Annotated in this window: 18 protein-coding genes and 2 tRNA genes; 11 read left to right on the top strand and 9 right to left on the bottom strand. The window is 69.8% G+C overall.

Annotated elements, in window-relative coordinates; translation table 11 throughout:
• The first annotated feature begins 131 nt into the window (after positions 1-131).
• From JIX55_RS20085 to JIX55_RS20075, 3 genes are all read left to right on the top strand, one after another.
• On the top strand, positions 132-830 hold the full coding sequence (locus JIX55_RS20085; protein WP_257564686.1) for a hypothetical protein: 699 nt from the start codon (positions 132-134) through the stop codon (positions 828-830).
• A 9-nt stretch (positions 831-839) separates the two neighbouring features.
• Positions 840-1,538: a class F sortase gene (locus tag JIX55_RS20080; RefSeq protein WP_257564685.1), complete on the top strand. Its 699-nt coding sequence runs from the start codon at positions 840-842 to the stop codon at positions 1,536-1,538.
• A gap of 594 nt (positions 1,539-2,132) precedes the next feature.
• Positions 2,133-3,149: a glycoside hydrolase family 6 protein gene (locus JIX55_RS20075; protein WP_257564684.1), complete on the top strand. Its 1,017-nt coding sequence runs from the start codon at positions 2,133-2,135 to the stop codon at positions 3,147-3,149.
• Between the two features lie 153 nt (positions 3,150-3,302).
• Here the strand turns inward: JIX55_RS20075 and JIX55_RS20070 are convergent, their stop codons facing one another.
• The 3 genes from JIX55_RS20070 to JIX55_RS20060 form a co-directional block, all read right to left on the bottom strand.
• Positions 3,303-5,240 (bottom strand): kelch motif-containing protein, encoded by a 1,938-nt coding sequence (locus tag JIX55_RS20070; RefSeq protein WP_257564683.1) that lies wholly within the window; start codon positions 5,238-5,240, stop codon positions 3,303-3,305.
• The gene (locus JIX55_RS20065; protein ID WP_257564682.1) at positions 5,237-7,234 is read right to left on the bottom strand and encodes a glycosyltransferase family 2 protein; all 1,998 of its coding nucleotides are present in this window, start codon (positions 7,232-7,234) and stop codon (positions 5,237-5,239) included. Before JIX55_RS20065 ends, JIX55_RS20070 begins: the two co-directional genes overlap by 4 nt.
• Before the next feature lie 471 nt (positions 7,235-7,705).
• Positions 7,706-7,779 (bottom strand) — tRNA-Lys (locus JIX55_RS20060).
• Positions 7,780-8,009: 230 nt separating this feature from the next.
• Here JIX55_RS20060 and JIX55_RS20055 point away from each other — a divergent pair.
• From JIX55_RS20055 to JIX55_RS20020, 7 genes are all read left to right on the top strand, one after another.
• Positions 8,010-9,422 carry a peptidoglycan-binding protein gene (locus JIX55_RS20055; protein ID WP_257564681.1) on the top strand — a complete coding sequence of 471 codons (1,413 nt, stop codon included), beginning with the start codon at positions 8,010-8,012 and terminating at the stop codon, positions 9,420-9,422.
• 207 nt (positions 9,423-9,629) lie between these two features.
• Positions 9,630-10,775: an SPFH domain-containing protein gene (locus JIX55_RS20045; RefSeq protein ID WP_257564680.1), complete on the top strand. Its 1,146-nt coding sequence runs from the start codon at positions 9,630-9,632 to the stop codon at positions 10,773-10,775.
• Positions 10,776-10,968: 193 nt separating this feature from the next.
• The gene (locus JIX55_RS20040; protein ID WP_257564679.1) at positions 10,969-11,586 is read left to right on the top strand and encodes a lytic polysaccharide monooxygenase auxiliary activity family 9 protein; all 618 of its coding nucleotides are present in this window, start codon (positions 10,969-10,971) and stop codon (positions 11,584-11,586) included.
• A gap of 119 nt (positions 11,587-11,705) precedes the next feature.
• A complete protein-coding gene (locus JIX55_RS20035) occupies positions 11,706-12,176 on the top strand; it encodes a hypothetical protein (protein WP_257564678.1) in 471 nt (156 codons plus the stop codon).
• Between the two features lie 40 nt (positions 12,177-12,216).
• Complete coding sequence (locus tag JIX55_RS20030; protein WP_257564677.1) at positions 12,217-13,863, top strand: long-chain-fatty-acid--CoA ligase; 1,647 nt, start codon at positions 12,217-12,219, stop codon at positions 13,861-13,863.
• A 71-nt stretch (positions 13,864-13,934) separates the two neighbouring features.
• Complete coding sequence (locus JIX55_RS20025) at positions 13,935-15,176, top strand: sensor histidine kinase (RefSeq protein ID WP_257564676.1); 1,242 nt, start codon at positions 13,935-13,937, stop codon at positions 15,174-15,176.
• Positions 15,161-15,814, top strand: coding sequence for a response regulator transcription factor (locus JIX55_RS20020; RefSeq protein WP_257564675.1), 654 nt, complete (start codon positions 15,161-15,163; stop codon positions 15,812-15,814). The genes JIX55_RS20025 and JIX55_RS20020 overlap by 16 nt, the downstream gene beginning before the upstream one ends.
• A gap of 123 nt (positions 15,815-15,937) precedes the next feature.
• Here the strand turns inward: JIX55_RS20020 and JIX55_RS20015 are convergent.
• From JIX55_RS20015 to ehuB, 6 genes are all read right to left on the bottom strand, one after another.
• Positions 15,938-16,011: transfer RNA gene (locus tag JIX55_RS20015), tRNA-Lys, on the bottom strand.
• A gap of 115 nt (positions 16,012-16,126) precedes the next feature.
• The gene (locus JIX55_RS20010) at positions 16,127-16,885 is read right to left on the bottom strand and encodes an IclR family transcriptional regulator (RefSeq protein ID WP_257564674.1); all 759 of its coding nucleotides are present in this window, start codon (positions 16,883-16,885) and stop codon (positions 16,127-16,129) included.
• Positions 16,886-17,100: 215 nt separating this feature from the next.
• A complete protein-coding gene (gene ehuA / locus JIX55_RS20005) occupies positions 17,101-17,895 on the bottom strand; it encodes an ectoine/hydroxyectoine ABC transporter ATP-binding protein EhuA (protein WP_257569398.1) in 795 nt (264 codons plus the stop codon).
• A 10-nt stretch (positions 17,896-17,905) separates the two neighbouring features.
• Positions 17,906-18,556 carry an ectoine/hydroxyectoine ABC transporter permease subunit EhuD gene (gene ehuD, locus JIX55_RS20000; protein WP_257564673.1) on the bottom strand — a complete coding sequence of 217 codons (651 nt, stop codon included), beginning with the start codon at positions 18,554-18,556 and terminating at the stop codon, positions 17,906-17,908.
• Entirely contained in the window at positions 18,556-19,269 is a 714-nt protein-coding gene (ehuC, locus tag JIX55_RS19995; RefSeq protein WP_257564672.1) for an ectoine/hydroxyectoine ABC transporter permease subunit EhuC, read from the bottom strand. The genes ehuD and ehuC overlap by 1 nt, the downstream gene beginning before the upstream one ends.
• On the bottom strand, positions 19,266-20,189 hold the full coding sequence (ehuB, locus tag JIX55_RS19990; RefSeq protein WP_257564671.1) for an ectoine/hydroxyectoine ABC transporter substrate-binding protein EhuB: 924 nt from the start codon (positions 20,187-20,189) through the stop codon (positions 19,266-19,268). Before ehuB ends, ehuC begins: the two co-directional genes overlap by 4 nt.
• Before the next feature lie 180 nt (positions 20,190-20,369).
• Here ehuB and JIX55_RS19985 point away from each other — a divergent pair, with 180 nt between their 5' ends.
• The gene (locus JIX55_RS19985; RefSeq protein WP_257564670.1) at positions 20,370-20,864 is read left to right on the top strand and encodes a DUF3830 family protein; all 495 of its coding nucleotides are present in this window, start codon (positions 20,370-20,372) and stop codon (positions 20,862-20,864) included.

The following is a 20,864-nucleotide window of genomic DNA, read 5'->3' as shown; positions in this document are numbered from 1 at the left end:
CTCCGCCTCGGGACCCGGGCAGGCCCTGGACCTGGGATAAACCACCAGACACCCGTACGGAGTAGTCGCGGCCCCTTCCCGGATGCGTCCCGGCGTCCGGCGGGGGAGCCTCAGATGTCTGGAGGTTCACCATGGGTTCATTGCGACTCACTCTGTGTGCCGGGGCGGTGATCGTGGCCGTGTCGACCGTGATGGCGCCCTCGGCCCACGCGGCCGACTCCGGGGACATCTCGGTGGTGCCGGCCTCGCCGGCGCCCGGCAGCGACATCCAGGTGCGGGCCAAGGGCTGCGGAGGGAAGTCGGGGTCCGCCGCCTCGGAAGCGTTCGTCGCGGACGCGCAGCTCACCCAGCTCACCGCAAACGGCGGCGGCACGCTCTCCGGGGAGACCCGCGTACGGTCCTCGCTCAAACCCGGCACGTACGAGGTACGGGTCACCTGCGACGGCAAGGAAGACAAGGTCAAGGGCACGATCACGGTCGGCGACGGGAAGCCCGCCGCCACGAAGCCGGCGGCCACGAAGCCGGCGGCCACGAAGCCAGCCGCCACCAAGCCGGCGGCCACGAAGCCGGCGGCCACCAAGCCCGCCGCCTCCTCGCGGCCTTCGTCCCCCGCCTCCCCGGTCGCCCCCGTGCGGGCGGGCGGCGGCGGAGTGGCGGCCCAGCTGGCGGCCTCGCAGGATGCGACCGACCCGGTCGACTCCATGGACGACGCCCGGCACACCGGTCCCGGCACCCGCCACGCGGTCGTCGGTCTGGTCCTGGCCGGCGTCGCGGCGGTGGCGGTGGTGGCGCGGGGCGCGCGCCGGAGCCGCCGTCGCGGTACGGAATAAGGGGACGCCGTGTCCAGACGGGACTACTCCGACGACGGAAGCGGGACCGGCACCCGGTCCGGCAGCGGAACCGGCCGCGTCACCGCCGGTGTCGCCTGGGCCATGCTGCTCCTCGGCCTGTGGCTGTGGGGTCGCGAGGTCACCGACGTACGGCAGGGCATGTCCGCGCCGACCACCGGAGACGTGGCGGCGGTCGGGCGGCCCGCCCAGGCCGAACTTCCGCCCGCCGTCGAGCCGTTGAGAGGCGCGCGACCGCAGCGCCTCGACATCCCCTCGATGGGGGTGCAGGCGCCGGTCGTGGCGCGCGGCCTCGACCGGGACGGGGCGATCGAACCGCCGTCCTACGGCCAGCCCGGCGTCGTCGGCTGGTACGCGGGCGGTGCGCGGCCGGGGGCGACCGGGGCCGCGCTGTTCGTCGGGCACGTCGACACCGAGACCCGGCCCGCCGTCTTCTACAAGCTGAGCGCGCTGCGCATCGGCGAGAAGATCCGGGTGGCCCGCGACGACGGCAGGGTCGCCGAGTTCACCGTGGACGACGTCCAGGTCATGGGCCGCGACGACTTCGACGCCCAACAGGCCTACGGCGTACGGCAGTCGGGCCGCGCCGAACTCCGCCTCGTCACCTGCGGCGGCACCTTCGACCGGACGAGCCGCACGTACACGGCGAACGTCGTCGTCTCCGCGTACCTGAGCGGCACAGGACCCTGAAGGAGCCTGAGGCGTACACACCTGGCCCGGTCGGCGACCCGCTCCCCCCGGGGCCGCCGACCGGGCTGGTCCTCGACCGTGCGCGCTCGGGCCGCGGGAGTGACCCGGCGTCGACACGGGAGGTCCTGGAATCCGGGACCCGGCAAAGAACACGGACATGCGGACATGCGGACTACGGCCATACAGCCATTCGGAATGGTGTGACAGGCCGGGCTGGAGCCGTCCGATGCGACTCTAGAACGGATGAGCGACACGGGCTAGAGGCTGTTTGACGCCAAGTCGACAGGACGTGGCACTGTGTCATCAGCCGTGCTGGCGACGGCAGTTGAAGCTTGTACGGCGGTGGGGCGACCCTGGCGGACACATCGGGCGACCCTGGCGGCCGCCATCGGGGAGGTCCGGTTCCGCACCCCGCAACCGGCAGGCCCGGTCGCCCGCCTCCCCGGTCGTCCGAGCGGCCCTCCCGCATGCGCGCCTACACCACGTGGTCGCGAGGTAGCAGGTTCTCGGACAAGGCGGTGATGACCTCGTGGGCGAGGCGGGACTTATGTCAGGATTGGGACTTACGACACGGTGCACCCAAGGGGGAGTTGGATGTACGGCAGTAGGGGGGCCGGGGTTCGGGCGTCCGTGGCGGTGGTGGCGTTATTGCTCGCCGGCTGTTCCGGGGGAGACGGCGGTGACGGCGAGAAGGAGCGGGACTCCGGTTCCGACATCACCCAACAGCCCAGCGACACGGACCCGTTCTGGGTCAATCCGAAGGGAAACGCGGCGGCACAGGTCGCCGCCTACGAGAAGGCCGGCAAGGACGATGACGCCGAGCTGATCCGCAAGATCGCCGAGCAGCCGACCGGCGAGTGGATCGGTCCGGAGAACCCGGAGGAGCAGGCCAGGGGCTTCACCGAGGCCGCCGAGAAGGCCGACCGGGACGCGCTCCTCGTCCTCTACAACATCCCGCACCGCGACTGCGGCCAGTACTCCGGCGGCGGCGCGGCCGACGGCGACGCGTACCGGGCGTGGATCGACGGCGTGGCCAAGGGGATCGGGGACCGGCCGGCCACGGTCGTCCTGGAACCCGACGCGGTGCTCCACGTGGTGGACGGCTGCACCCCGGGCGAGTTCCACGAGGAGCGGTACGACCTGCTCAAGGGCGCGATCGAGAAGCTCGGCGCGCTGAAGAACACGAAGGTGTACCTCGACGCGGGCAACGCCGGCTGGGGCGACCCCGAAGAGATCTACGACCCGCTCAAGTGGGCCGGTGTCGAACAGGCAGACGGCTTCGCCGTCAACGTCTCGAACTTCTACACCACCGAGGACTCCATCGCATACGGCAAGCAGCTCTCCTCGAAGATCGGCGACAAGCCCTTCGTCATCGACACCAGCCGCAACGGCAACGGCCCCTGGACCGAGGGCGAGGAGGACGAGCGGTGGTGCAACCCGCCGGGGCGCGCGCTGGGCGAGACCCCGACGACCAAGACGGCGGACGCGCTGGTGGACGCGTATCTGTGGGTGAAGCGGCCGGGAGAGTCGGACGGCGAGTGCAAGGGCGGCCCGAAGGCGGGGGAATGGTGGCCGGAGTACGCGCTGGACTTGGCCAAGGCGTCTGACTGAGGGGCGGCGCGCCCAAGGGGGCGGGGCGTGGGGGGTTGTTGAGCGGCTGCGGGTGGTTCGTGGTTGCTCGCGCGGTTCCCCGCGCCCCTGAAAAGCAGGGGCGCGGGGAACCGCGTGACCAGCCCCCACGCACCCGAAAAACGACCTATGGACCTACGGCACCTTCACCCACCGCGCCTTGCTCGGCGTCCCCGCGTCGTCCGTCACGAACAGCATGTACCACCCCGACTGCACCAGATTCCGGTTCTTCGGCACAGTCACCGTGATCTCATCACCCTCCGCCTTGAAGTCCACCTCGATCGACTTCTGATCCACATCCGTCACATGCGTCGACGCACTCGGCCGAATCAACCGTGCCGACTTGATCGACGAGGCATGCTGCGTACCGAACGTCGCCGTCCCGCCCCGCGCGACCGTCTTCGGCCCACCGGACAACGTCGGCTGCGCGTCCTGGTACAGATACGGCGGCGTATAGATCTCGATCCGCTGTTCGAACTCCCCCGGCTTGGTGTTCGCCTTGTCGGCGTACAGGGAGTCCGACCCGAAGAACACCACACGCCCGTCCGGCAGCAGGATCGACCCGGAGTGGTAGTTCCGGCCGACCAACGGATCGGCCACCCGCCGCATCTCCCCGGTTTTCGCGTCGTAGAGCCGGGCCTGAAGGATGTTGGAGTCGCCGCGCCCGCGGTAGTCCTCCGAGCCGCCGGAGATGAGCACCGTGTCGTCGGGCAGGATCGAGGCCTGCGGATACCGCGTGCCCTTCGCCAGCTCCGGCCCGTCCACGAACCGCGGCTTGTCGGCCAGTAGATCGATCAGCCGGGTCTTCTTGCTGGACCGCTCCGACTCGCCGACCCCGCCACCGCCGATGACCATGTACTTCTCGTCCTGCGCCGGAGGCAACAGCACGGTCCCGGCGGTTTCGAGCAGCTTGCCGTCGCTCATACCGGGCACCTTGGTGAACTTGTTGGTCTTCAGGTCCCAGATACCGGGGTCACGGCCGACGTCGTCCGGCCCGTACCCGGCGTTCGCGCCCGAGTAGAACAGCTTGCCGTTCTGCATCAGGGAGATCGCCGGGTACGTCGGGAACTGCTGGATGTCCTTCGTGTACGTCCACCTCTTGGTCTCGGGGTCGTAGACCTCGTTCTTCCCCGGGACCAACTGGCCGATCTCGTCCAGGCCGGAGAGGCTGAGGACCGTGCCGTCGGTGAGGGTCGTCAACGTCGGGTACCAGCGGGCCTCGTTCATCGGGTCGACCTTGATGTACTTCTCGGCGACCGGGTCGAACTCGTAGGCGTCCTTGATCCCCTGGAAGTCCTTCTTGTCGAGGGCGAGCTTCTGCGCGATGCCGTAGGTGTTGCGGGCGTCCGCGCCCTCCAGGCCCACCACCCGGTAGTTGTCCTCGGTGCCCGTCTCGTACTTCTTGCCCCTCTTCTCGGCCTCGACATAGGCGCGCGCGATCCCCGGCTTGTTGCCGGTGAACTTCCCGGTGTCCTTGTCGAAGGTCTTCGTGGCCTTCTTGATGTCGACGGTGTCCTTCAGGACGAACGTCTTGCCGTTCGCCTTGCCGACGAACCGGGTCCCCGCCTTCAGCTTCATCCCTTTGTCGGGGTTCTCGTTGTGGATGATCATCAGGCCGCCGGCCTTGGTGACATCCCCCTTCAGTTTCTCGTAGCGCTTGGTGCCGCCCGCGATCAGCAGATTGCCGTTGGACAGCTGGGTGTGCCCCGTGCAGAACAGGTCGGCCGGGGTGGGTACGCGCTTGATCGTCTGCTTGACCGGGTCCCAGAGGCGGGTGTCGAACTTCTTGGCGTCGAAGTTGTCGGCGTCGTTGCCGGAGCCCGCGATCAACAGGACCTTGCCGGTGTGCAGGAGCGCGGCGTGAATCGTGTTCTGCCGGTACTCCTTCGGGAACTCCACGATCTGCCAGTGCCCGTTGTCGGCCTTGTACTCGGGTCTGTTGATCTTGTACTCGTGGTACTTCTCGGTGCTCACGCGGTACAGCCACGGCCCGTTCATCCCGGCGAGCGCGAGGACCACCGCCGCGCCGATCGCGAGGCGACGGGCGCGGCGGCGGCCTGCACGGTCCTTCATTCCTTACGTCCCCCCAGTCCGCCCAGGGCGATCTGCATGGTCTGGTCGCTACCCCCGCTGCCCGACCCGGACGCCGCCCAGCTCGGCTTGTGCTGGGGAGCGTGCGGCGCGTGTGGGGCGTGCGGCGCGAGTGACGGCGCGTGCGGCGCGGGAGCCGCCTCGGGCGGCGCCACCATGGAACCCTGCAGTTCGGCCGCGGCGGCGGCCTTCTTCCTGTCCTGCCGCAGCATGTAGCGCCAGGCGACGATGGGGAGGGCGGTGATCATCATGGCGAACGTGGCCCAGATGATCATCGCGGGGTGGGAGTTGCCGAAGACGAATCCGGCGGCGATCGAGCCACCGAAGATCACGATGAAGTACCAGTGGTACCGGAAGGTGCCGAACCACCTGTCAGGGCTCGCCGAGTCTCCCTTGGGCGTGACCACGAACTTGCTCTTGCGGCGCAGGGCCGAGTCGATCAGCGCCTTCGCGTAGAGCGGCGCCGACAGCGCGGACATCACCATGCCGGCCACACCGCCGGAGCCCTCCGGCTCGTGCGGGGAGACGTTGTGCCGGCGGTTCCAGACGTACAGGCCTATCTGGAGCGCCGAGGCGTTGCCGTAGAGCATCAGCCACACGGTGGGGTCGATGTTCACACCCGAGGCGCCCAGGCCCAAGAACAGCGCACAACTCAGCGCCGCGAGGATCCAGTTGAGGGCGGACATCGGGTAGAAGATGATCATCATCGTGTAGTTGAAGAGCTTGCTCGGCGGCAGCGAGTACCAGCCCTTCCAGTACTGCTTGAGGATCGTCTCGTACGTACCGCGGGACCAGCGCATCTGCTGGGTGAAGAAGTCCGTCCAGGCGCTGGGCCCCTCACCGACCGCGAGCACGTCCGGCGTATACACCGAGCGCCACTTCTTCCCCGTCGCCGGGTTCTTGTGGCGGTGGATCTCGAAGCCGGTCGCCATGTCCTCGGTGATCGAGTCGTACAGCCCGCCGATCTGCTTGAGCGCCTTGATCCTTACGGCGTTGGAGGTGCCGACGAACATGGGGGCGCCGTACTTGTTGCCGGCGCGCTGGATCAGCGCGTGGAACAGGAACTGCTGGGACTCGGCGGCCTTGGTGACGAAGTTGTCGTAATTGCCGTACACCTGGGGGCCGATGACGAAGCCGATGTTCGGGTCGCGGAAGAACCCGAGCATCCGCTCCAGGTAGTTGGGCAGCGGCACATGGTCGGTGTCGACCGAGGCGAAGAAGTCGTAGTCGTCGCCGTGCGCGTCCAGCCAGGCGTTGTAGTTGCCGTGCTTGGTCTTGGCGCGGTGCGGGCCCTTGGGCCGGTTCCACTTCTCAACTCCCTTGCGGGAGAAGTGATGCACTCCCAGGCGCGCGCAGACCGCCTTCACATCCGGATCGTCGCCCTCGTCGAGGAGCCACACGTGCAGAAGCCCGCGGTGGCGGAGCTTGACCGCGGCCTCCAAGGTCTTCGTCACCATCTCCAGCGGCTCCTTGCCGGGCACGAAGGAGGTGAGGAAGGCGACTCTGGTGCCGGTCTCGGGCACCACCGGGATCGGGTCGCGGGCGACGAGGGTGGCGTGCGCGTTCGACAGCACGTTCATGCAGCGGAAGAACTCGATCAGGCCGATCGAGACCAGCATGACCATGTCGAGGGCGGGCAGGAACTCGTATTCGACGAAGTCGCGCTTGGTCCAGTGCTCCTCCTGCAGCAGCCAGGCGAGCAGGACCAGGGAGAGCAGCGGAGCGGCGGCCAGCATCAGGGCGACCCGCAGGCGGTGCGGCTCCTGGGAGATCAGGGAGCGGTACTGCACCTTGTAGGGCTTGGTCGGATCGGGCTGAGTGAGGGGCCCCGCGAGCCGGCTGTAGTGCTCGTAGTCGTATCTGGGAAGTGTCTTCTTGAGCTTTCGGAAGGCTCCTGTCCGGTGCGACGGCACCTTCAGTTGGGTCGTCTGGGACGGGTCGTGGTTGTGCCGGGCGCCCGTCGGCGTCGACGTCATGAGTCATTCCCCCCGCACACACGTTCGTGTGTGTTAGTCGGTCTTCCGCCCGCTTCGGTCCCCCTCGACCGTTACGGACGCATCAATGGGCCATCGTCACCATGTGATCTACACCATGGAGACACGGGACGACGGCCATCCGGTTGCATTGATGCCCCCTCGGCATCTGTTCGTGAGAGCGTGCATCGCGCGTGTCGCCGAGGGCCTAAGATCCCCATCCCCGGGCGCGCAAATCGCCCATGGCCCCCCAACTGCCATGTATCCGCAGTCTCTTACGGCCCAGGGTTCTACGGTGCTCATCTTGATCGCAAGATGCGAAACGCGGTGTTTACCGGTCATACGCGGTTATTGGGGCATCGGTGGAGGATCTGTGGGGAGCGCGAGGGGGGTGAGGGGGAGTGTGGCGGGGTGACGTGCACATGCGGAGAGGCCCCTCGCGATTCACTCTCGCGAGGGGCCTCTCCAGGAAGGTGCGCCGCCAGGGACTCGAACCCCGGACCCGCTGATTAAGAGTCAGCTGCTCTAACCAACTGAGCTAGCGGCGCGCGAGAAGAACTTTACCGGAGGGGCGGGGGTGCCTCCGACCACGGGGCGGCGGGGGCGGCGATCGCGAACAGTGCCCCGGCCGCCATGCCGCCGGCCGCCGGCGTTCTCGGGGCCCGTCAGGGGGGCGTACATCATTTGGACCGTCAGCATGCGACATGGGGGGACGGTTGAGAAACTGACGGGTGTGCAGAAGCGTGGAATTCTTCGGTCGGTTCGCGAGGGGAATCGCATGGAGACTCCGGTATTCGAGGAGATCGATCCGGGGGGCGATTGCGAATGCCCCGGTTGTCTCCACTGGCGGCGGGTCATGCCGTACTCCGCTCCGTACGCCCATCTGGGTCACCCGGCGGCCAGGACGGCCAGGAACGCGCTCGTCGTGGCCACCGCCGCCGGCGCCGCACTCGGCGCGGGCCATGCCGTACCGGCGGTCGCGGCGGCCCACGGACCGGTCCGCCCCGGCGTCGTTCCCGCAGGTGAGGAGCCGGACACCCCACAGGGGAAGAAGGCGCCACTGCATGGCCCGGCCGGCCGTCCGGCGGATGGGGAGAAGCCGCCGCAGGGCGTGGCGACGCCGCCCACCACCCGTGCCGAGATCATCGGTCGGGCCGAGACATGGATCGCGGCCCAGGTGCCGTACAGCATGAGCGAGTACTGGTCGGACGGTTATCGACAGGACTGCTCGGGGTTCGTCTCGATGGCCTGGAACCTGCCCGGAAACGAATGGACGGGCAGCCTCGACAAGTTCGCCCAGCGGATTTCGAAGGACCGGCTGGAGCCGGGTGACATGCTGCTCTTCCATAATCCGAGGGACCCCCAGAAAGGTTCGCACGTCGTCATTTTCGGCGGCTGGACGGACTATGCGGAGACCCACTACACCGCCTACGAGTCGACCCGCCCGTACGCCCGCAGGCAGGCCACCCCGTACGGCTACTGGAACAACGCGACCCGCTATGTGCCGTACCGCTACAAGGGGCTGACCGACGGCGGCGCCGGTTCATCGGACGACTGGACGGACGGCTCCGGCGACTCCGGTTCACCCGGTGCCCCGTCGGAGAGTCCGGGGTGGGAGGGGGCCGCCGGGCCGTCCGGCGGTGACCGTTTCCCGGGCCCCGACGCCTTCGGGCCCGGCGCGAACAACAAGTACGTCACCCGGCTGGGGCAGATGCTGGTGGAGCGTGGCGGGGCCCGCTTCTATGTCGACGGGCCGGGTCCGGTCTGGTCGGACGCCGACCGCAGGGCCACCCAGGCGTTCCAGCGGGCGCAGGGCTGGTCGGGCCGCGACGCGGACGGCATGCCGGGGCCGCTGACCTGGTCGTATCTGGTGACGGGGAGGGGCAGCGACATTCCGCCGGCCGGTACGCCCGGTTCGCCCGGCGCATCCGGCATGCCAGCCTCGCACGGCGTCCTCGGCTATCCCGGACGCGGGATGTTCCGCCCGGGTGCTGACAACGTCTACGTCACCAAGCTCGGGAAGCAGCTGGTCAAGAAGGGGTTCGGCACGTACTACACCTCGGGTCCGGGGCCGCGCTGGGGCGAGTCGGACCGGCGGAACGTGGAGGCGTTCCAGCGGGCCCAGGGGTGGCGCGGCGGTGCGGCGGACGGCTATCCGGGGCCGGAGACCTGGCGGCGCCTGTTCCACTGACGGCCGCGACGCCCGCCCCGCTCACCGACCCGTTCTCACCACCACGTCCACCCCATCCGCCCCAGCCATCACCCCATCCGCCCCCAGCCATCACCTCATCCGCCCCACCTGCCCCATCCGTCCGGGCCCCACCCACTCCTGACGACTCACCCCACGGCTCATCACTCGGCATCACGGTTCTTCCTGCGCGGAGGCATGGAGGCACGTATGGGTACGACCACCCCCCACACACCGGAGCCCGAAGGGGCCGCGCGGCCCGACCGGCTCATCCAGAACGAGACGACGACCGAGATCCCCGTACATCTGCTCTTCCGGGACGACCCGGCCCCCGTGTCCGTGCCGGTCACGCCCGCGGTCGTGGGCCGGCGGCTGGGCACGGGGGAGCAGCCGAAGGTGCGGCGGGGGCCGGGGGCGGTGAAGGCGCGGCCTGCCGTCGAGGTGGACCCGGAGCTGGTCGAGCGGCCGGCGCGGGTGATGCCCGGCGTGGTGGGAGTGCTGGGCGGGGCGTGCGGGGTGGCCGGATGTGTACTCACCTCGTGGTGGGTCGGCGCGTTGCCGGGGCTCGCGGTGCGGGCGCTCGGGCTGCCGACCGCGTATGCGGGGGCCGGACTCGGGCCGGCGCAGTGGGCCGCGTACGCCGGCGCCGGGGCCCTGGCGCTGTTCGGGTTCGGCGGGCTGGCGCGGGGGCGGACCGGGCGGGCCTGGGTGCTCGGGCTGTTCGGGCGGTATCGGGGGACCGTCCGCCGCGCCGGCCTCCTCTGGGTGAACCCGCTCGTGCTGCGCCGCCGGGTCGACGTACGGCTGCGGCACTGGCGGAGCGAGCCGATGGCGGCCGTCGACGCGAACGGGGTCGCGATGCGGGTGGTCGTCCTCGTGGCATGGCGGGTCAGGGACACCGCGCGGGCGTTGCTCGGGATCGAGGACCATGAGCGGTATCTGCGCGAGTGCGTGGAGGCGGCGGTCTCCCGGGTGCTGTCGCAGCTCCCGGCCGACGTACCGCCCACCGCACTGGTCAGGGACGCTTCCCTGCGCAACACGGAGGCGGTGAGCGAGGCGCTGACCCGGCTGGTGGCGGCGGACGCGGCGCCGGTCGGCCTTCAGGTGTTCTCCGCCCAGCCGACCCGGATCGAGTACGCGCCCGAGGTGGCCGCCGTGATGCAGCGCCGGCGGATCGCCGCGCTCGACGCCCAGCACCGCGACACCGTCCTCACCGCCGTCGTCGACTCGGTCGAGGAGACGGTGACCCGGCTGACCATGCGCGGCCTGGTCGAACTGGACGACTACGAACGCAAGGCGCTGGTGAAGGACCTGACGGTGGCGTTCTGTACGGGGCGGCGCGAGACCTCTTCCTGAACAGTCCGCGGCAGCGCGCCACAACAGTCAACAGCTGGGATTGGTATGGACGCGTCTTTGATACGGACACGTCTTTGATAGCCGCGTCTTTGATACGGACGCGTCTTTGATATGGACACAGTCAACTACCGCTCATAATCTGGGACTTGGTCTAGACCTGGAACACCCCCCACGTACTCCAGGGAGCGGCAGCATGCGCAGTCACACGCGTAGCAAGACCAAGTGGTACGCGGCCACGGTCGGCCTGGCCACCGCCGGAGCGCTCGTGCTCTCCAGCGGTGGCGCCACCGGCCACGGCTACACCGACCTCCCCGTCAGCAGGCAGAAGCTCTGTCAGAACGGCACCGTCACCAACTGCGGCGACATCCAGTGGGAGCCGCAGAGCGTGGAGGGCCCGAAGGGCTTCCCGGGCTCAGGGCCGGCTGACGGCCAGATCTGCTCGGCCGGACACAGCCGTTTCGGCCAGCTCAACTCATCCACCAAGCCGGGCGGCGGCGCCTGGCCCACCACCAAGGTGACGGGCGGTCAGAACTACACGTTCCGCTGGCAGTTCACCGCCATGCACGCCACCAGCGACTTCAAGTACTACGTCACCAAGGCGGGCTGGAACCAGAACCACGCCCTGGCCCGCTCCGACCTCAACCTGACCCCGTTCTTCACGGTTCCGTACAACGGCCAGCGCCCGCCGTCCACGCTCTCCCACACCGGGCGCCTGCCGTCCGGCCTGAGCGGCCACCACGTGATCCTCGCGGTATGGACGGTCGCGGACACCACCAACGCGTTCTACGCCTGTTCGGACGTCACCTTCTGAGTCTTGGCGCACCCGGCCCCGCGAGTTCTGAGCCTCTCTTGAGCTGCGCGGGGCCCCCACGCGGGTAGGTTCCCCACACGCCGCTGACCAGGGCGGTTGAAGAACTTGGGGGAACGCACATGGACGTCTTCTTCTACATCATTCCCGTGATCATGATGACCGTCATCGCCTTCTGGGGTTACCGCGTGCTGCGTCGCTGGCTCCAGATCAGGAGCGCCTGGAACAGCGGACTGACGGCCGAGGCGCGCTGCCTGAAGGCGTTCACGACGGTCAGCAAGAGCATGGGTGAGCACAGCAGCGTGCGCAGCACGATCCACCACGTGTACGAGTTCAAGACGCACGACGGCCGGGCGATCCGTTTCGAGGAGGAGGACGGGCCGATGACGACGGTCGAGGGCGACTTCGTCACCGTCCACTACACCGACGGCCCGAAGGTGATGGCCACGGCCCACGGGCCCCGCGAACGGGTCAAGCAGACCGTGGCGAGCCTCGGCATCCTGGCCATCCTCGGGGTGGTCTTCGCGTTCTGCGTCGGCTTCATGGTCACGTTCCACCAGTTCTCCACGGACACCTCGTTCCCGACGCCGTGACCCTCCTCAAGTGACGGTACGTCAACTACCGTGCGCCGACATGGAGTCCACGAGGCGCACGGTCGCACAGCTCGTCGCCGACCGGTGGGACGACCACCGGCCCGGGCTGTGGTTCGAGGAACAGATCCTGACCCACCACGAGGTCGCGGCCGGAGCCGCCGCCCGGGCGGCACTGCTGGCCGACCTCCTGCCACCCGGCGCCGAACCCCACATCGGCGTCCTCCTCGACAACACCCCTGAATTCCCACTGTGGTTGAGCGCGGCGGCCCTCGCGGGCGCCGCCGTCGCCGGAATCAACCCCACCCGCCGGGGCCCCGAACTGGCCCGGGACATCCTGCACACCGAGTGCGGAATACTGGTCACCGAGCAGGCCCACCTCCCGCTCCTCGACGGCCTCGAACTCCCCGGTGTGCGCGTCCTGGTGACGGACACCCAGGCCTACGCCGACCTCCTCGCCCCGTACTCCCACGCCGAGCCCGACCCCACCCGGGCCACCCCCGCCCACCGCCTCCTGCTCTACTTCACCTCCGGCTCCACCGGCGCCCCCAAGGCCGCGATCTGCTCCCAGGGGCGGCTCGCGGCGGCCGGGCGGGCGCTGGTGGACCGCTTCGCGGTGCGGCCGGACGACGTGCACTACATCTGCATGCCGATGTTCCACGGCAACGCGGTCATCGCCGACTGGGCCCCCGCCCTGGTCGCCGGGGCCGGCATCGCGCTGCGCCGCCGGTTCTCGGCTTCCGGGTTCCTGGACGACGTACGGACATACGGGGCCACGTACTTCACCTACGTCGGTCGTGCCGTGCAGTACCTTCTGGCCACCGAGCCCCGCCCCGACGACCGCGACAACCCGCTGCGCACGGGCTTCGGTACGGAGGCGGGGGCGGTGGACGCGGCGGCGTTCGAGGAGCGGTTCGGGGTGCGGCTCGTGGAGGGGTACGGGTCGTCCGAGGGCGGGGCCGCGATCCAGCGGACGCCCGGGGCGCCGCCGGGCGCGATCGGTCGGGCGGCACCCGGCGACGACCTCGCCGTGGTCGACCCGGAGACCCGGAAGGAGTGCCCGCCGGCCCTTCTCGCGGAGGACGGCCGTCTGCTCAACGGCGCCGAGTCGATAGGGGAGTTGGTCAACCGGGGCCCCAACCCCTTCGAGGGCTACTGGCGCAACCCGGAGGCGGACGCCGCCCGCCGCCACGACGGCTGGTACTGGACCGGCGACCTCTTCTACCGCGACACCGGCGGCTTCCTCTACTTCGCCGGCCGCACCGACGACCGCCTCCGCGTCGACAGCGAGAACCTCGCCGCCGCCGTCATCGAGAACATCCTCGCCCGCTACGAGGGGGCCGACGCCGTCGCCGTCTACGCGGTCCCCGACCCGGTCGCCGGGGACCAGGTCATGGCGACCATCGCCGGCACCTTCGACCCCTGCCGCTTCGCCGAATTCCTGCTGGACCAGCAGGACCTGGGCACCAAGATGGCCCCCCGCTTCGTCCGCGTCGTCCCGGCCATGCCCGTCACCGCCACCAACAAGATCCAGCGCGCCACCCTCCGCCGCGAGGGCTTCCGCTGCCCCGACCCGGTGTGGTGGCGCCCGCCCGGCAAGTGGGCGTACCGCAAGTTCTCCGCGGTGGACCTGGCGCGGCTGGTGACCGAGTACCGGGCACGGGGGCGGGAGGAACTGCTGACCAGGTAGTGCCGGCCCCACCCCCGGAACACCCCCTGCGCATATGGCCGTTGTCCGCCACCTCCGCCTACCGTGACCCCATGATCCGAACGGTCGTACGGGACGTGCCGCGCGCGGTGGCGTACCTGCTGAGCGGTGTGCTCATCGGCGCCTCCCTCCTCGTGGTGCTCCTGGTCCTGGGCACCGTCGGCCTCCTGCTCACCCCGATCCTCGTGGGCCTGCCGCTGCTCGCCCTGGCGGTGCTCTCCGGGGGACCCGTCGGCGCGCTGGAACGCCGGCGGTTGCGTCTCGCCGCCCCCGGCCCGGCGCTGCCCGACCCGCACGCCACCCCGGCCGAGCCCGGTCTCGCCGCCTGGGCCCGGCTGCGGCTGACCGAGCGGGCGACCTGGCGCGAGCTGACGTACACGGGTCTCTTCGGGTTCGTGCTGTGGCCGCTCGACGCGCTCGTGCTGTTCGGGGCGCTGGGCGTGTCCGGCGCGATGATCGGGGCGCCCGCGCAACTGGCGACGACGAGCAGCGCCGACGGTGACGCGCGGATCGCCAAGCTCTGGCTGATCGACTCCTACGGCCAGGCCCTGCTCTGCACGGCCGCCGGTGTCGTCCTTCTCCTCGCGCTGCTGAGGCCCCTCGTCCTGTACGCGCGGGCCCGTGCCGCGCTCGCCCGGCTGCTGCTCGCGCCGAGCCAGGCGGAGGCGGAGCGGCGGCTGGCCGAGGTGACGCGGTCGCGGGCCCGGCTGGTCGCGGCCTTCGAGGCCGAGCGGCGGCGGATCGAGCGCGATCTGCACGACGGGGCCCAGCAGCGGCTCGTGTCCCTGAGCATGAACCTGGGCCTGGCCCGTCTCGACGCCCCGCCCGAGCTGTCCGACCGCCTCGCCGCCGCCCACCGGGAGGCCGACCAGGTCCTCGGCGAACTGCGGGAGTTGATCCACGGCATCCATCCCCAGGTCCTCGCCGACTACGGCCTCCCCGACGCCCTCGCCGACGCGGCCGACCGTTCCGCCGTACCCGTGGAGCTGGACGTGGACCTTCCCCGGTTCGCCGAGTCCGTGGAGTCCGCCGCTTACTTCGCGGTCCGGGAGGCGCTCGCCAACATCGGCAGGCACAGCGGTGCGGAGCGGGCGTGGATCAGCGGCCGGTACGCGGGCGGGCGGCTGCGGGTGGAGGTGCGGGACGACGGGACGGGCGGCGCCGACCCCGCGCGGGGCACGGGCCTCACCGGACTCGCCGACCGGCTCGCCGTGCTCGATGGGACACTGACCGTCCACAGCCCGGCCGGCGGCCCGACCGTCCTGTCCCTGGAGATCCCGTGCCCCCAGCGCTGAAGATCGTGCTCGCCGAGGACAGCGTGCTGCTGCGGGAAGGGCTCGTCGGCGTGCTGACCCGGTTCGGGCACGAGGTCGTCGCGGCGGTCGGGGACGCGGAGTCGCTGACGGCGGCCGTGGCGACGTACGCCCCCGACCTCGTCGTCACCGACGTACGCATGCCGCCCGGCCTCACCGACGAGGGGCTGCGTGCCGCCCTCGCACTGCGGGCCGCGAACCCGGCGCTGCCCGTCCTCGTCCTCAGCCAGTACGTCCAACGGACCTACGCCGCCGAGCTGTTGGACACCGGCGACGGCACCGGCGTCGGCTATCTCCTCAAGGACCGCATCGGCCAGGTCGAGCAGTTCGCCGAGGCGGTGGAGCGGGTCGCGGCCGGCGGCACGGTCGTCGACCCCGAGGTCGTACGGCAGCTGCTGCGGCGCCGGCGTGATCCGCTGGCGGCGCTCACCCCGCGCGAGCGGGAGGTGCTCGCGCTGGTCGCCGAGGGAAAGTCGAACGGGGCGATCGCCCGCGCGCTGGTCGTCACCGAGGCGGCCGTCGGCAAGCACATCGGCAACATCCTGGGGAAGCTGGACCTGCCACCGGCGGAGGACACGCATCGGCGGGTGCTGGCGGTGCTGGCCTACTTGCGGGGCTGAGGCCCACACGGCGGCAGGGGGTGTGGGTGGCGGAGCCCCCACGACGCGCGGCGGAGCCGCGCAATAACGACGATGGCGGGGCATGTTCGCGCTGTTTGCGAACATGCCCCGCCATCGTCATCGTGCGCCGCCAGGGACTCGAACCCCGGACCCGCTGATTAAGAGTCAGCTGCTCTAACCAACTGAGCTAGCGGCGCAGACTCTGTCGCCCTTCCGCCTTCGGCGGCTGGCGACAGAGAAAATACTACCTGGTCCTGAGGGGTGCCCTCGACCGGTTAAACGTGAGCTGGATCTCGGAGGGCCCGAGGGTTTCTAGATCGCCAGGGAGAGCAGGACGGGCGCCGCTCCCCGGTTCAGCGTGTTCGCGGCGGAACGCAGCCGGTGCGCGTGCTCCAGTGGGAGCGACAGCGCGAGGCAGCCGACGGAGGAGCCCGCGGTGATGGGGACGGCCGCGCAGACCGTGCCCGGCGCGTACTCCTGGAGGTCGAGGACCGGGACCGTGGGCGTCTGGGAGTCGAGATTGCTCAGCAGCACCTTCTCGTTGGTGATCGTGCGGGCGGTGAGCCGGGCCGGACGGTGGCGCGAGAGGTGGTCGCGTCGGCCGTTGAGGTCGAGCTGGCCCAGCAGGCCCTTGCCGAAGGCGGTGGCGTGGGCGGAGGAACGGAAGTCCACCCACTCGTGGACGGCGGGCGTGGCCGGGCTGTCGGCCCAGCCGGTGACGTGGATCTCCCCGTCCAGATAGCGGGTGACATAGACGGCGGCGCCCACCGAGTCGCGCAGCCGGTCGAGGGTGTGCTGGAGCTGCTCGCGCAGGGCCTGGTCATGACCCTGGGCGGAGCTCAGCCGGGCGAGGGCGACACCGGTGACGTAGGCGCCGTCGGCGGTCTGCTCCACGTACCCCTCGCGGCGCAGCATCCGCAGGAGCGCGGTCAACCGCTCGCTGCCGACGCCGGTACGACGGGCGATCTCGGCGTCGGTGACGCCACCTGCCTGCCGCGCCACCGTCTCCAGGACGCGGAGTGCGTCCTGGGCCGAGTGGTACGGCGCGGTCGGCTCGTGCTTGAGCGCCACGGTTTCCCCCTGCGCTTCTCGGGCCGTTTTTCGGACAGCTTGCCGTGTCCCACGATACGGCCCAAGAGGCATACGTGGAGGGGTTGTTCGCGAGAAATTCCGGGCGCCTCCGGGCCCCTCAACTGCCGGACCAGCACTCTGGCATATGCCACAGTCATGGCCCGGCAGGCGGACCTCGGACGTTCCGCGCGTGTTCGCCCGTTCACTCGACGTAATCAGAGGACCGCGCCGAGAAACTCGCGCGTTCGTTCGTGCGCGGGGTCGCCGAATATCTTCTCGGGGCTGCCCGACTCGATGACCTGGCCAGAATCGAACATCAGAACTTGATCCGAGATGTCCCGGGCGAAGTTCATCTCGTGGGTCACACAGAGCATCGTGATGTCGGTGGTGCGCGCGATGTCCCTGAGCAGGTCCAGTACGCCCGCGACCAGCTCGGGGTCGAGCGCGGACGTCACCTCGTCGAGGAGCAGCACCTGGGGGCGCATCGCCAGCGCCCGGGCGATGGCCACCCGCTGCTGCTGCCCGCCGGACAGCTGGGTCGGGTAGGCGTCGCACTTGTCGGCGAGTCCGACGAGGTCGAGCAGCTCGCGGGCGCGCGCCTCGGCCTCGTCCTTGGAGAGCCCGAGGACGGTGACGGGCGCCTCGGTGATGTTCCGCAGCACCTTCATGTTCGGGAAGAGGTTGAACTGCTGGAACACCATCCCGATGTTCTTGCGGACCTCACGGCACTGCTTGTCGCTCGCCGGGAACAGCCGCTGCCCGCCCACGGTGATCGTGCCCTCGTCGGGCTTGGTCAGGGTCATCAGCAGCCGCAGGATCGTCGTCTTGCCGGAGCCGGACGGGCCGATCAGTGTGACGTGCTTGCCGGCGTCGACGGAGAAGTCCAGCCGGTCCAGGACCGTGTTGCTGCCGAATCGTTTGGTCACGTTCTCGAAGCGGATCAGCTCGGCGCGGCCGGCGGGACGGTCGGCGGGGCCGCCGGAACTGGCGTTGGCGTCGGGTTCTTTCATCAGCGGGGTGTCAGCGGACAAGACGTCGCTCCAGGGTTCGCAGGAGGAGGGAGGCCAGATAGGAGATGAGGATGAAGGCCACCCCGATGACGGTCAGGGGTTCGGTGAAACGGAAGGTCTCCTGGGCGTAGAGCCGTGCCTCGCTCAGCATCTCCGGGACCGTGATCACCATCAGGATCGGTGTGTCCTTGAGCATCGAGATCACGTAGTTGCCCAGCGCGGGTATCACCCGGCGGACCGCCTGCGGCAGGATCACCACCGTCCAGGTGCGCCGCATCGGCAGGTTCAGTGCCGTGGCCGCCTCCCACTGGCCCGTGGGCACCGCCTCGATGCCGGCGCGGTAGACCTGCATCGTGTACGTCGAGTAGTGCAGCCCGATCGCGAAGACGCCCGTGGTCAGCGCCGAGAAGGTCAGCCCCCAGGCCGGCAGCACATAGAAGAGGAAGAATAGCTGGACGAGCAGGGGAGTGTTCCGGATGAACTCCGTGACGACCCCCACCGGCCAGCTGACCCAGCGGGTCGGCGTCCGCACCAGCAGCGCCCACACCAGGCCGAGCACGAAGGAGACGACCGAGCCCAGGGCCAGCGCCTGCAGGGTGACCAGCAGGCCGTCCCGGAAGTGCGGCAGGAAGTCGGTGACCGCGTTCCAGTCCCAGTTCATCACGCACCACCCCCGGCGCCCGCGCCCTCGGGAACACGCACCGGCGCCACGGCCGGCTTCGCCGGGGCCCTGCCGACTCCGGCCTTGAGCCGCCGCTCCAGCACCCGCATGGCCCGGGTGAGCAGGAAGGCGATCACGAAGTAGATGACCAGGAGGTACGTGTAGATCTCCACGCTCTCCTGCAGTGCCAGCCGCACCAGGCTGCCGCTGAACGCCAGGTCGCCCATGCCTATGACCGACACCAGCGCGGTGCCCTTGAGCAGTTCGACGACCAGGTTGGCGAAGGGCGGGATCATCTCCGGGACCGCCTGCGGCAGCAGGATCAGCCGCATCCGCTGCCACGGCGTGAAGCTCAGCGCGATACCGCCCTCGCGCTGCGCCGGATCCACGGCGGTCAGGGCGCCGCGCACGATCTCGGCGCCGTACGCCCCGTACGTCAGCCCGAGGGCGAGGACGCCCGCCCACATCGGGACGAGCTGCCAGCCGAAGGCCAGAGGCAGCACGAAGTACACCCAGAAGATCATGATCAGTGCGGAGGTGCCGCGGAACACCTCGGTGTAGAGGCCCGCGACGAAGCGGACGATCCACCGCCGGTGGGTGCGCGCGACCCCCACCACGAAGGAGACGACCGTGGCCACCAGCGCGCCGAAGACCAGCAGCTGGAGGGTGACCCAGACGCCGCGCAGTACGAGTTCCCAGAGTCCCGGTGTCATGCGCGACAGAGCTCCTTCGTGGTCAGGTCGGTCATCTCGACCTTGGTGAAGCCGAAGGGCCGCAGGACGCGCAGCAGTTCGCCGCTCTCCTTCATCTTCCGCAGCTCGACGTTGAAGGCGTCCCGCAGCCGCGTCTCGGCCGGCCGGAACGCGAAGCCCGCGCCGTCCACCCGCGGCTTGCCGTCGACCAGCGCGGCGAACGGCTTGGTCGCCTCCGTCGTACGGGACTTCTTGACCACCTCGCGTGTGGTCAGCGACGTCCCCGCGAACACGTCGACCCGCCCCGCCTCCACGGCGTTCAACCCGGCCACCTGGTCGGGCACGATGACGATGTCGCTCTCCGCGTACCCGGCCTCGACGGCATGCGCGATCTGCGCGTACCCCGACCCGGTGGCGAACCGGGCCTTTTCCCGAATCACATCCGCGTAGTCGTTCAGGCCCTTCGGATTGCCCTTCCGCACCACGAACGCGTCCAGCATCTGGTGGTCGGGCTCGGAGAAGATGACCTCCGCGCAGCGCTCGGGATTGATGTACATCCCGGCGGAGACGACATCGAACTGCTGGGAGTTCAGCCCAGGTATGAGCGAGCCGAACTCGGTGGGAACGGGCTGCACACGCCCCACCCCCAGCCGCTTGAAAACGACACTGGCCACTTCCGGCCCCTCGCCGGTCAGCTCACCGTCTGTGTCGATGTAGCCGAACGGGATCTCTCCCGCGATACCCAGCCGTACGACGCCCTGCGCCCGCAGCCGGTCCAGCAGCTCACCCCCTTCCGTGCTGGAGGCGGTGGCCACCCGACTGCACCCGGCGGCGCCCAGCGCGCCGGCCGTGGCGAGCGCGGAGGCGCCGACGAGCAGCGCCCGGCGGCTGGGGTCGCGTGTCTTCCCGGTTCTCCCGGAAGTCTCTTTTGCTGGAGCCATGGCCGCGCGGCTACCCGACCCCAAGCGATGTATTCACGCCACCGCGGTGCCCTTCACGAGCTCCGCACACTCCCGGCCAGGCCCGGAGAGACGCGGGGGGAGACACGAGGGCGAGACACCGGGGGAGACACGGGCGAGACACGGGGAGGCACTCTTGACCCCGGCGGCACCATGGAAGACATGGCCGACCGCTACCTAGAGATCTCCCTGCTCAAGCGCCAGGTCGTGTGCCGGGCGAAACTCCTCGACGACCGCGCGCCGCTCACCTGCGCCGCCGTCTGGGACGCCCTGCCCCTATCCGGCGACGTCTACCACGCCAAATACGCCCGCAACGAGATCTACGCCCTCTTCCCGCCCTTCGCCCCCCACGAGCCACCCCTCGAAAACCCCACCGTCACCCCCATCCCCGGCGACCTCTGCTACTTCTCCTTCGCCGGCACGGAACTGGCCACGAACGCGTACGGCTACGACGACGAGGTCCGCCCCGGCACCACCCTCGTGGACCTGGCCCTCTTCTACGAACGCAACAACCTGCTCCTGAACGGCGACGTGGGCTGGGTACCGGGGATCGTGTGGGGCCAGGTGGTCGAAGGCCTGGACGAGATGGCGGAGGCGTGCAACGACCTCTGGCGGACGGGGGCGTCGGGGGAGACCTTGCGGTTCGGGCGGGCGTGA

It is taken from the genome of Streptomyces sp. DSM 40750, from assembly GCF_024612035.1.
In the GTDB taxonomy this organism is placed as follows: Bacteria; Actinomycetota; Actinomycetes; order Streptomycetales; family Streptomycetaceae; genus Streptomyces.
This window is presented reverse-complemented; position numbering and strand designations above follow the sequence as displayed.